The sequence below is a fragment of the Inquilinus limosus genome, from assembly GCF_002195995.1.
Lineage (GTDB): Bacteria > Pseudomonadota > Alphaproteobacteria > DSM-16000 > Inquilinaceae > Inquilinus > Inquilinus limosus_C.
Genome location: NZ_NHON01000061.1, coordinates 26,850 through 37,593 on the forward strand (window position 1 = coordinate 26,850; position 10,744 = coordinate 37,593).

The 10,744-nt window shown below is 70.0% G+C and carries 10 protein-coding genes and 2 pseudogenes; 6 read left to right on the forward strand and 6 right to left on the reverse strand.

What is annotated here, in order from left to right:
* The first annotated feature begins 359 nt into the window (after positions 1-359).
* Complete coding sequence (locus BWR60_RS25260) at positions 360-2,351, forward strand: M1 family metallopeptidase (protein WP_088154160.1); 1,992 nt, start codon at positions 360-362, stop codon at positions 2,349-2,351.
* Between the two features lie 216 nt (positions 2,352-2,567).
* Complete coding sequence (locus BWR60_RS25265) at positions 2,568-3,008, forward strand: hypothetical protein (RefSeq protein ID WP_088154162.1); 441 nt, start codon at positions 2,568-2,570, stop codon at positions 3,006-3,008.
* A gap of 46 nt (positions 3,009-3,054) precedes the next feature.
* Here BWR60_RS25265 and BWR60_RS25270 read toward each other — a convergent pair whose 3' ends face one another.
* Positions 3,055-3,510 carry a hypothetical protein gene (locus tag BWR60_RS25270; RefSeq protein ID WP_144445752.1) on the reverse strand — a complete coding sequence of 152 codons (456 nt, stop codon included), beginning with the start codon at positions 3,508-3,510 and terminating at the stop codon, positions 3,055-3,057.
* A 184-nt stretch (positions 3,511-3,694) separates the two neighbouring features.
* Between BWR60_RS25270 and BWR60_RS25275 the strand changes: the two genes are divergently transcribed.
* Together BWR60_RS25275 and BWR60_RS25280 are read left to right on the forward strand one after the other, a co-directional pair.
* Entirely contained in the window at positions 3,695-4,369 is a 675-nt protein-coding gene (locus BWR60_RS25275) for a response regulator transcription factor (protein ID WP_088154166.1), read from the forward strand.
* Between the two features lie 2 nt (positions 4,370-4,371).
* Positions 4,372-5,724, forward strand: a complete 1,353-nt coding sequence (locus BWR60_RS25280) for a HAMP domain-containing sensor histidine kinase (protein ID WP_088154168.1) — start codon at positions 4,372-4,374, stop codon at positions 5,722-5,724.
* 24 nt (positions 5,725-5,748) lie between these two features.
* Here the strand turns inward: BWR60_RS25280 and BWR60_RS25285 are convergent, their stop codons facing one another.
* Both BWR60_RS25285 and BWR60_RS25290 read right to left on the reverse strand, forming a co-directional pair.
* Positions 5,749-6,975, reverse strand: coding sequence for a Zn-dependent hydrolase (locus BWR60_RS25285; RefSeq protein ID WP_088154170.1), 1,227 nt, complete (start codon positions 6,973-6,975; stop codon positions 5,749-5,751).
* A 98-nt stretch (positions 6,976-7,073) separates the two neighbouring features.
* Positions 7,074-7,535 (reverse strand): GFA family protein, encoded by a 462-nt coding sequence (locus BWR60_RS25290; protein WP_088154172.1) that lies wholly within the window; start codon positions 7,533-7,535, stop codon positions 7,074-7,076.
* 196 nt (positions 7,536-7,731) lie between these two features.
* On the opposite strand from BWR60_RS25290, the gene BWR60_RS25295 reads away from it, so the two are divergent.
* The gene (locus BWR60_RS25295) at positions 7,732-8,592 is read left to right on the forward strand and encodes an alpha/beta fold hydrolase (protein WP_088154174.1); all 861 of its coding nucleotides are present in this window, start codon (positions 7,732-7,734) and stop codon (positions 8,590-8,592) included.
* Positions 8,593-8,685: 93 nt separating this feature from the next.
* On the opposite strand, the gene BWR60_RS25300 is transcribed toward BWR60_RS25295, so the two are convergent.
* Positions 8,686-9,090 carry a VOC family protein gene (locus tag BWR60_RS25300; RefSeq protein ID WP_088154176.1) on the reverse strand — a complete coding sequence of 135 codons (405 nt, stop codon included), beginning with the start codon at positions 9,088-9,090 and terminating at the stop codon, positions 8,686-8,688.
* 87 nt (positions 9,091-9,177) lie between these two features.
* Between BWR60_RS25300 and BWR60_RS25305 the strand changes: the two genes are divergently transcribed.
* Positions 9,178-9,897, forward strand: a complete 720-nt coding sequence (locus BWR60_RS25305; protein ID WP_230983176.1) for a helix-turn-helix transcriptional regulator — start codon at positions 9,178-9,180, stop codon at positions 9,895-9,897.
* Between the two features lie 223 nt (positions 9,898-10,120).
* On the opposite strand, the pseudogene BWR60_RS25310 reads toward BWR60_RS25305, so the two are convergent.
* Positions 10,121-10,333: pseudogene (locus BWR60_RS25310) on the reverse strand (transposase); the annotation flags it as partial.
* A pseudogene (locus BWR60_RS25315) lies at positions 10,330-10,744 on the reverse strand (transposase); the annotation flags it as partial. The pseudogenes BWR60_RS25310 and BWR60_RS25315, both read right to left, overlap by 4 nt.

Consider the following 10,744-nt stretch of genomic DNA (forward strand, 5'->3'; position numbering starts at 1 on the left):
CACAGCCTGGCCGAGGGCGGCTGGCAGTGGGCAGGGGGCGAGCGACTCCCGAGCGTCCCGCTTCGCCGAATTGTTTCCGCCTTCTGTCGCGCGACTTCGGGTTGACTGGTGTCCGCGGCGCCCGGCGCGGGGCCGCGTTTTCCGATTTGTCTGACGTGATTGACGAATAGCATTTAGCGAGAATTCAATATTACGACTCTGTTGATCCGATGGATGCAAGCCACGTACGAATCATGCTCTAAGCGAGTCCATCGGTCTCTCGAATTCCCTTTCAGTCGCGCGAAAGCATCGGCCCGGTCACCGTCGACGCGACGGCGCGCCGCTGCTTTCTCCCGATGCCGCAACGGAGCCGGAAAATCATGAAGCGGATCAACCGACGGTCTCGTTCCCTCCTCCTGTCGCTTCGTCCCGTGCCGCCCCTGGCCGCCCTCCTGGTCGCCGTCCCGGCGCTGGCGGCGGACTACCAGCCGCGCGAGACCTTCGCGCCGCGCGACATGGGGCAGGCGGTCAACGTCTATCGTTCGGGCAACGGCGCGCCCGGGCCGGATTACTGGCAGAACCGCGCCGACTACCGGATCCAGGCGACGCTGGACCCGAAGACCCCCTCGCTGAGCGCCGAGGAGGTGATCAGCTACACCAACAACAGCCCGGACGCGCTCGGCGAGCTGTGGCTGCAGCTCGACCAGAACATGTACCGGCCGGACAGCCGCGGCGTGTATGCCGCCGGCAAGCCCGACAAGGGCTCCTCCGACGGCTATGTGCTGGACGAGGTTTCGGTCGAGCGCGACGGCAAGACCACGCCGGTCACCGTGCAGGTCAGCGACACCCGCGGGCGCATCGCGCTCGACAAGCCGCTGGCGCCGAAGGGCGGCAAGGCCAGGATCCATATCCGCTACCATTTCACCATTCCGGGAGAGGAATGGGGCGGGCGCATGGGCTGGGGCAACGCCAAGGCGGGCCCGATCTACAGCCTGGCGCAATGGTATCCGCGGATGCAGGTCTATGACGACATTCGCGGCTGGGACACGCTGCCCTTCCTGGCCCAGGAGTTCTACCTGGAATACGGCGATTTCGACTACGAGATCACCGTCCCCAGCGGCATGATCGTCGCCGGCTCGGGCGAGCTGAAGAACCCCGGCGAGGTGCTGACGCGGGAGCAGCGCGCCCGGCTCGACAAGGCCCGCGCCAGCGACGCGACGGTGGCGATCATCGGCCCGGACGAGATCGGCAATGCCGCGACCCGGCCGAAGGCGGACGGCACGCTGACCTGGCATTTCGCGATGCAGCACACGCGCGACGTGGCGCTGTCGATCTCGGCGGCCTTCGCCTGGGACGCGGCCCGCATCAACCTGCCGGACCGCAAATCGGCGCTGGCCATGTCGTTCTATCCGGCCGAGAGCCAGGGCCGCGACCGCTGGGGCCGGTCGACCGAGTATCTCAAGGACTCGGTCGAGCGCTTCTCCGCCCGCTGGTATCCCTATCCCTGGCCGGTCGCGGTCAATGTCGCAGGCCCCGACAACATCGCCGGGATGGAGTATCCGGGCCTGCTGTTCGACGGCATCAGCGACGAGGGCAAGGACCTGTTCTGGGTCACCGCCCATGAGATCGGGCACACCTGGTTCCCGATGGTCGTCGGCTTCGACGAGCGCCGCGACGCCTGGATGGACGAAGGCTTCAACACCTTCATCGACGTCTACCAGTCGGACGATTTCAACCACGGCGAATACGCCCCGAAGCGCGACAGCGAATACGCGCCGAAGGGCGGCAACCCGGCCGACGAGATCCTCGCGGTTCTGAAGGACCCGGACGCGCCGATCATCCTGTCGCGCGCCGACACGGTGATCGAGAAGTACCGCCACCCGGTCACCTACTTCAAATCGGCCTTCGGGCTGATCCTGCTGCGCGAGCAGATCCTCGGGCCCGACCGCTTCGACCCCGCCTTCCGCGACTTCATCGCCGCCTGGGCGTTCAAGCACCCGAAGCCGGCCGACTTCTTCCGCTTCATGGAGAGCGCCGCGGGCGAGGACCTGTCCTGGTGGTGGCGCGGCTGGTACGACCACAACTGGCCGCTCGACCTCGCCATCGACAAGGTCGAGGGCGACGCGGCCAAAGGCATGACGATCACCGTCGCGGCCAAGGACAAGCTGGTGATCCCGGCGACGCTGCGCGTCGACTTCACCGATGGCAGCCACCGCGACTATCGCCTGCCGGCCGAGAGCTTCATCCGCCAGGCGGCGACGACAGTGACGACCGAGGCCGGCAAGACGGTGGCGGACGTCGTCCTCGACCCCGACCACAAGCTGCCGGACGAGGACCGCGGCAACAATGTCTGGAAGGCCGGCGCGAAGTAGCGGGCGCCGCGCCGGGACATCCCGTTCCGGCCGGGACGGTCACGAGGGGGCATCGCCGCGGCGGTGCCCCTTTTCGTTTGCCGGGGCGGGGAGGCGATGAAAAGCCGGGGACGGCACCTTCCCGCAACCTGGATGGGCTAGCAGTCGCCTCGGCCACGCCGCCGCCGGCGACCGGATCGCGGCCCTGGCGAACGTCCCGAAGCGATGAGGAACCCGATGCTCCCGACCCAGAAGACGATCGCGCTGACCGCAGGGGTCTCGCTGCTCCTGGCCGCCTGCGCCAATTTCAGCGGCGTCGACAGGCTGGTCGGCCAGAACATCAGCGTCGCCTATGCCAAGTTCGGCCCGGCGGGGTCGACGTCGAGGGAGGGCTTCTACACCGTGCACCACTGGTCGGGGCAGGAACTGCAGGCCTACGAGGCCTTCGTCCAGACCGGCTCGGAATATGCGGGCCAGCAGATCGTCGGCATGCAGACCAATGTCGGCGGCTCGCAGTCGCCCATCATCCAGGACCAGTACCGCCCCGTCGGCTACAACGAGACCCGGTACAACGAGCTGGCCTGCGAGCTGTCCTACACCACGGACGAGACCAACACGATCGTCGACTTCGACCTGGTCGGCAACATGTGCTCCAGTTTCCTGCGGTCGCTGTCCTGAGATGAAGGGCCGCCGCAGCGACGGGCCCTTCCGATCCCCGGCCGGCTCAGGACGTCTTCGGCGGCGTCTCGACCAGCTTGTATCCGCGCGCCCTCAGGCACATGCGGATGATGTCGTCCCGGCTCTTGAGCGCGATGGCGCTGCGGTCGGTGGTGCTCTCCCCCAAGAGCCCGGCGGAGGAGGCGCCGCCCACGGCGCCGACGCCGGTGGTCAGGGCGGTCGTGCCGAGGTCGCCGCCCATGGCCAGGCCCAGCCCCACCCCCAGCGCCGTGCCGATGCCGACCTTGGCCGCCGCGCTCTCCTGCGTCTCGCCGGACGACGAGGCCTTGTCCTGGCAGATCTTCAGGTCGTTGGCGTAGTTGCGGCCGCCGGCGAAGGACTTGGCGGCATCGATCTGCGGGCCGCTGCCGCCGGAGCCCATGCAGCCGGACAGGGCCAGGGCCAGCGCGACCCAGCAGGCGGCCCGCCCCGGCACGGGACGGACGGTGGTTCGAACGGACATATTTTCTTTCCCCCAGGCTCTGACGCGAGAACTTTCGCTTGCCGCGACGACTGCTAGACGATCTAGGTTGTGGGAAGGTGTCGGCCCCGGCCCTTCGCGCCCGTCCGGCGCGGCCCGGGGCATCCGGACCCATCGCAGCGGATTATCCGTCCGGCCTCGCGCCGCCGGCGACAGGGGGGCTGGAATGACACGGATCCTGCTGATCGAGGACGAGCCGGACATGGCCCGGCTGGTCTCCGGCGGCCTCGCCAAGAGCGGCTTTCTGGTCGACCGCGCGGCCACCCACACCGAGGCGGAGCTGGCCCTGGCCGCGGCGCGCTACGGTCTGGTCCTGCTCGACCGCCGGCTGCGCGGCGCCGAGGGACTGTCGCTGCTGCCGGCGGCACGGCGCCTGCAGCCGGGCACGCCGGTGATCGTGCTGACGGCGCTGGACCGGCTGGACGAGAAGGTCCGCGGCCTCGACGCCGGGGCGGACGACTACCTGACCAAGCCGTTCTTCGCCGAGGAGCTGCTGGCGCGGATCCGCGCCGCGCTGCGCCGGCCCGGCGCCGAGCCGGCACTGCCCCTGGTCTGCGGCCGCCTGCGTTTCGCCCCGGACCGGCGCGAGGTCACCATCGGCGACGGGCCCGTAGTGTTCAACCGGCGGGAGCTGCTGGTGCTGGAGGCGCTGATCCGCCGGGCGGGCCGTGTGGTGCAGCGCGCGGCGCTGCTCGACGCCGTCTACGGCATGGAGGACGACGTCCTGCCGAAGTCGCTGGACGGCCATGTCTCCCGGCTGCGCCGGCGACTGGTCGAGCTGGAATCGGGCGCCGAGATCCACCCGGTCCGGAATGTCGGCTACATGCTCAGGGCCGTGTGACGATGCTGCGGACGTCGCTGGCGTGGCGCCTGATCGCCTGGCTGATCGTCATCCAGTCCGTCCTGTCCGGGCTGGCCCTGGCGGTCTCGCTGACCGTCTGGAACGGACCGGGCGACGAGTATTTCTTCCTGCACAGGACGCTCAAGGACCAGGTCGCCGACACGCTGGTCCGGCAGCCCGACGGGTCGCTCGCGATCGCCGACACCTCCACGCTCCGCCAGTTCCGCCAGGACCGGCCGCGGGTCAAGACCGCGGCGATGAAGGACGGGCTGATGCTGGAAGGCTCCGCGCCCGAGGTCATCGCCGCGATGCGCGACCTGGCCCCGGGGTCCGCCGACGGGCCGCTCGCCGTCCGGGAGGGGCCGCTGGCGGGTTTGACCATCGTCGCGACCGAGTTCGAGACGCCCTACGGCACCATCGTCGCCATCGGGGCCGACAACCTCGTCAGGACGGCCGACCTGCCGGCCATACGCACCTTCCTGGCCGACCATCTGATGCGCATCATCGGATTCGTCCTGCTCGGTGCTGTCCTGGTGGTGCCGCTGGTCGTCTGGCGGACCCTGCGCCCGCTGCGGGCCGCGACGCTCGCGGCCGCCCATGTCGACCTGCGCAACCGCGACTTCCGGCTTCCCGACCATGGCGGCGTGCCGGCGGAGCTGCGGCCGCTGGTCCGGTCGATCAACGCGGCGCTCGACCGGCTGGATGCCGGCCTCAGCCAGCAGCAGCGCTTCGCCGCCATGGCGGCGCATGAGATGCGCACCCCGCTGGCGATCCTGACGGCGCGCATCGACAGCCTGCAGGACCCGGGCGAGGCGGACGGCATGCGCGGCGACATCGTCCGCATCCGCACCATGGTCGACCAGCTGCTGTTCGTCGCCCGGCTGGAGCGGCGCGACGTCCAGCTCGACGAGGCCGTCGACCTGGTCGCGCTGGCCCGGAACGTCGTGGCCGAATGCGCACCGCTGGCAATCGCGGCCGGGCGGGAGCTGGCCCTGGTGCCGGAGGTCGACAGCCTGCCCGTCACCGGCAGCGTCCGGGCGATCGAAAGCGCCGTGATCAACCTGGTGCAGAACGCGATGCGCATGGAGCCGGCGGGCGGGACGGTGGAGGTCGTGGTCCGGGCCCCGGCGGACATCCTGGTCATCGACCACGGCCCGGGGATCCCGCCGGCGGAGCGCGGGCTGGTGTTCGAGCCCTTCTGGCGCCGGGACGAGATCACTCCGGGCGCCGGCCTCGGCCTGACCATCGTGCACGAGGCCGCGGCCGCCCATGGCGGATCGATCGCGATCGAGGAGACGCCGGGCGGCGGCGCCACCTTCCGCCTGCGGCTCGGCCCGGCGGGCGAGGGCGGATGACCCGGGCCGCCGCGCCCGTCCGCATCAGGCGGCGCGGAGCAGCGCCTCCGCCGCGGTGGCGAGCACCTGGCAGCCCAGGACGAGATCGTCATCGGCCGTGTTCTCGGTCCAGTGATGGCTGATGCCGCCGATGCTGGGCACGAAGAGCATGCCGGCGGGCAGGCGCCGGGCGAGGTACTGGGCGTCGTGGCCGGCGCCGCTCGGCAGGCGCATCGCGCTGCCGGGCGCGTGACGCTCCGCCGCCTGCTCCAGCGCCGCCTGGATCGGGGCGGCCATGACGTTCGGCGTCGAGCGCGACAGGGCCCGCAGGCTCGCCCGGCACGGGCCGGCCGCGTCGGACCGGGCCACCAACTCCTCCAGCGCCTGCTCCAGGACGCGCAGGCGCTCGGGATCGGCGTCGCGGAACTGGAAGGTCATCTCCGCGTGCCCCGGGATGATGCTGGCGGCGCCGGGGTCCAGCTGGATGCGCCCGGTGGTCCAGACCGAGAGCGGCCCCGCGACCTCCGGAAAGCGCCGCGCGATCGCGTGGCACAGCTCGGTCAGCGCGACGCCGGCATCCCGGCGCGCGGCCATGTGGGTCGTGCCGGCGTGGTTCTGCTGGCCCTCGAAGGTGATGGCGTAGGTCCAGATGCCGACGATGCTGGTCACCACGCCGATGCGCTTGCCGGAGCTCTCCAGCGTGTCGCCCTGCTCGATATGGGCCTCGATGAAGCCGGCATGCCGCCCCGGCTCGAGGGTGTAGCGCGGCCGCCCGGCATAGCCGGCCCCGGCCAGGGCGTCCGGCAGGGTCTGGCCGGTCGCGTCGTTGACCGCCTGCGCGATCTCGTCCTCCGGCAGCTCGCCGATGAAGGACCGGCTGCCCAGGAACGAGCCGAAATGCCCCTCCTCATCGGCGAAGACCGCGACCTCGATGCCGAGATCGCGGCAGGCCGGGTCGTCGCGGAAGGCCCGCGCCACCTCCAGCCCGTAGACCACGCCCATCGCGCCGTCGAGCCAGCCGGCATAGGGCTGGCTTTCGAGATGGGAGCCGATCAGCAGCTTCGGGCCCTTGGCCGGGCTGGTCGACATGATGTTGCCGATGCCGTCGGTCTCGGCCGTGAGCCCGGCCTCCTGCAGCCGCTCGACGAACCATCGGCGCGCCTCGACATCCTGCGGCGAATAGGTCGGCCGGTGCACGCCGGTCCTGTACCGGCCGAACTCGGCCAGCCGGCGGAGGTCGCCCAGCAGGCGCTGGCCATCGATCTGAGGCATCTCGACTCCTCGCGCGACATGATCCCTGAGCGTCCAGGTTCTGACCCCCGCATCCGGGATTGGCAACCCCCGCGGCGAAGCCCGGCGGGCACGGCCCCTCAGATCGCGACGGCCGGCGCACCGATCAGCCGGTAGAACTCCGCTGCGTCCGGCGGCCCTTCCGGCCAGGCGGGGACCGCCGGGTTGAGCGCCAGCCAGGGCTGCTTTCGCCTGGTCCACATATGGGCGACGACGGCCAGGCGATGGCTGTCGTCGAAGCCGCCGGCCCGGATGATGACCAGGCCGGGGCGGGCGCTGTTGGTGTTGCAGATCCGGGTGAAGCAGACGGGGCAGGCGACCTGGTGCGAGACCCGGCGGCCGTCGGCGCTGGGCAGGTCGAACCGGCCGACCGGGCCGGTGCAGGCGAAGCGGCCCTCCGCCACCACCGCCTGCTGGCTGAAGGCGCTGCCGCTCCAGGTCTGGCAATCCAGGCAGTGGCAGGCATAGGTCAGCGGCAGGCGGTCGGCGTCGAGCCGCCAGCGCACGGCGCCGCAGCGGCACCCTCCTTCGATTCCGGGCAAGGACGTCCTCCCGATCGCATTCCGTGGCGGGGAGAATGCTGGATCGGGGCGGGCAGGGGAATGCCCCCTGCGGCAACGAGCCGGGTCTTGCGGACGGCGCGGCAGATTTTTTCGTCGGGCCCTGTCGCATCGGCGGCGTCGCCGTTCGTCTTCATTTCAGCGCACCGAAACCGCACCCGATGGAGGGGAGTTCCCGATGTTCCGCAATCTTCTTGCCGCCGCCGCCCTGCTGGCCGCCGGTCCGGCTGTCGCTGACACCCAGGGCCACCGCGTCGCCGTCAACGGCATGCAGATGTATTACGAGGTGTCCGGCAGCGGCGACCCGCTGGTCGTGCTGCACGGCGCCTATATGAGCATCCCGGCGATGGGCGGGATCATCCCGAAACTGGCCGAGACCCACACGGTCTATGCCCTGGAATTCCAGGGCCATGGCCGCACCACCGACATCGACCGGCCGATCACCTATCCGGCACTGGCCGACGACGTCGCCGCCTTCATGGACGCGGTGAAGCTGCCCAAGGCCGACGTGTTCGGCTATTCGATGGGCGCCGCCGCCGGGCTGCAGCTGGCGATCCGCCATCCGGAGAAGGTGAACAAGCTCGTCTTCGGCTCGGCCGCCTACGACGCCGAGGGCTGGCAGCCGGCGTTCAAGGCCTTCATCCCGCAGATGACGGTCGAGATGTTCACCGGCATGCCGGTCTTCGCCGACGCCTACCGCAAGCTGGCCGCCAACCCCGACGGCTTCCCCGAGCTGGTGCGCAAGCTGATCGCGCTGGAGAAGGAGCCGATGGCCTGGGGCGACGACGTCAAGGCGCTGAAGACCCCGGTGCTGATCATCACCGGCGATGCCGACGTCGCGACGCTGGAGCATTCGGTGGCGCTGTTCCGGCTGCTCGGCGGCGGTGGCATGGGCGATATGGGCCAGCCCCTGCCGGCCTCGCGCCTGGCCGTGCTGCCGGCGACCTCGCACACCGCGGTGATCACCCAGGTCGACCTGCTGGTGGCCGTGATCGAGCCCTTCCTCGAGGGACAGGTGCCGAAGGGCATGTTCGAGTGAAGTGCATAGTCTCCGACGCTTCCGCTGCCCGGCCGGGACCTGCCGGGCCGCATCGTGGCGACGTATCACGCCGCCATTCGCAGCCATCGCTCCTCAAGCCGGCCGTGACGCGAAGCGGCGCTTCGCGGCCTCCGATGCCGGCATGTAGAGGGAAACGGCATTGCCTTCCGGGTCCCGGAACTGGAACGTCGCATTGCCCCAGGGCATGGTCTTCAGCCCATGCACAAGGGCGACCTTGTCCTGCAGACGGGCATAGTCGGACTGGATGTCCTCGACCTGCAGCTCGATGACAAGGCTGCGATTGGCGGCTGGTTCGGCACTGCCGTCCTGCCACAGCGCGACGGTCTCGGCCGCGCCGATCGCCAGGGTGGCGCCGGGCATGACGATCTCGGCAAAGACCGGCGCCAGCCATTGCGCCTTGGTCCCGGTGACCATCTCGTAGAACGCGACCATCGGGCCGATATCGGCGGCGATGATCCTGACCGATGCGAATTTCATGGGAGGCTCCTTGTCCCGGCGGCCCCGCCGGCCGCCGGGATCTTGTCGCACAGCCCTGTTGCCACCATTCTGGCAGCAGGAGTCAGCATGATGCGTCGAGCCGATCGTCTGTTTCAGATCGTCCAGATCCTGCGCCGGACGCGCGTGCCGGTCACCGCGGCGGCGATGGCGGAGGAGCTCGAGGTGTCGAAGCGCACCGTCTACCGCGATATCGGCGACCTGGTCGGCCAGAGGGTGCCGATTTCCGGCGAGGCCGGGTTCGGCTACCGGCTGGATCCGGGTTTCGACATGCCGCCGCTGATGCTGACGCCCGACGAGATCGAGGCCGTCGTCCTGGGTGCGCAATGGGTCGCCGGGCATTCCGATGCCCTGATCGCCACTGCCGCGCGGGATGTCGTCGCCAAGATCGCCGCCGTCATTCCGGAGACGTTGCGGCCCTTCATCGCCGAGCCGAGCATCGGCGTCAGGCCGGTGGCGCCGCCGCCGGCCGAGACCATCGACATGGCCGATATCCGGCAGGCGATCCGCGCGGGCCGCAAGCTCGAGTTGCGATATCGGGCCGAGACCGGGGAGGTGACCGACCGGACCGTGTGGCCGGTGATCCTCGGCTATGCCGAGACCAGCCGCCTGCTGGTGGCCTGGTGCGAGCTCCGGCAGGGGTTCCGGCATTTCCGCACCGACCGGATTCTCGCAGCCGGCATCTCCGACATCCCCATCGGCCTGCGCGCCGGCGAGCTGCGCCGCCGGTGGCAGGCCTGGCGCGAGGCGCAGCTGGAGAAGCGGCCGGGGTGGGTTCGAGCGGACTGAATTAAGGTCGGGTCACGTCAGCGCAGCTGAACGTCGAGCGTCTCTCGTGTTGCCGCTCGCGCTTACGAGAGTTTTTCACAACGTTTACCCCCTCGCCGTCATTGCGAGGAGGCGAAGCCGACGAAGCAATCCAGGGGCCGGTTCGCACTGGCCCCGGTCGTGTCCCAGGGAGTGGTGTAGGTGACGAGGGGTCACCGTGATTTCCCGGCATGGCCGGGAAGGGTCAGGCTGTCAGATSAGGCAGGCTGACGGCGGGATGATCGCCCAAGGGGGCGACGCTTTCCAGGGTCATATAGCGGCAGCGCTGGACGGCCCATTCGTCGTTCTGCTCGAGCAGGATGGCGCCGACCAGGCGGATGATGGCGGCCTCGTCGGGGAAGATGCCGACCACCTCGGTGCGACGCTTGATCTCGCCGTTGAGGCGCTCAAGCGGGTTGTATAGCGGCAGCGCTGGACGGCCCATTCGTCGTTCTGCTCGAGCAGGATGGCGCCGACCAGGCGGATGATGGCGGCCTCGTCGGGGAAGATGCCGACCACCTCGGTGCGACGCTTGATCTCGCCGTTGAGGCGCTCAAGCGGGTTGGTGCTGTGCAGCTTGACCCGGTGCTGGGCCGGGAAGGTCATGTAGGCGAGGACGTCGGTCTCGGCCTCGTCCATCAGACCGGCGAGCTTCGGCACCTTCGGCCGGAGCTGGTCAGTCACTCGGCGCCACTGCTGACGTGCAGCCTCGGCATCGTCCTGGGCGAAGGCGGTGGCGACGAAGGCGGAGACCACGCGCCGGCCGCTTCTGCCGGCATGGGCGAGCGCATTGCGCATGAAGTGCACCCGGCAGCGCTGCCAGGTGGCG

What these genes read in the sequence shown, in the direction of transcription:
- BWR60_RS25270 (WP_144445752.1), bottom strand. Translation starts at nt 3,510, where the DNA reads ATGTCCGTTCGAACCACCGTCCGTCCCGTGCCGGGGCGGGCCGCCTGC.
- BWR60_RS25280 (WP_088154168.1), top strand. Translation starts at nt 4,372, where the DNA reads ATGCTGCGGACGTCGCTGGCGTGGCGCCTGATCGCCTGGCTGATCGTC.
- BWR60_RS25295 (WP_088154174.1), top strand. Translation starts at nt 7,732, where the DNA reads ATGTTCCGCAATCTTCTTGCCGCCGCCGCCCTGCTGGCCGCCGGTCCG.
- BWR60_RS25260 (WP_088154160.1), top strand. Translation starts at nt 360, where the DNA reads ATGAAGCGGATCAACCGACGGTCTCGTTCCCTCCTCCTGTCGCTTCGT.
- BWR60_RS25265 (WP_088154162.1), top strand. Translation starts at nt 2,568, where the DNA reads ATGCTCCCGACCCAGAAGACGATCGCGCTGACCGCAGGGGTCTCGCTG.
- BWR60_RS25285 (WP_088154170.1), bottom strand. Translation starts at nt 6,975, where the DNA reads ATGCCTCAGATCGATGGCCAGCGCCTGCTGGGCGACCTCCGCCGGCTG.
- BWR60_RS25275 (WP_088154166.1), top strand. Translation starts at nt 3,695, where the DNA reads ATGACACGGATCCTGCTGATCGAGGACGAGCCGGACATGGCCCGGCTG.
- BWR60_RS25305 (WP_230983176.1), top strand. Translation starts at nt 9,178, where the DNA reads ATGATGCGTCGAGCCGATCGTCTGTTTCAGATCGTCCAGATCCTGCGC.
- BWR60_RS25300 (WP_088154176.1), bottom strand. Translation starts at nt 9,090, where the DNA reads ATGAAATTCGCATCGGTCAGGATCATCGCCGCCGATATCGGCCCGATG.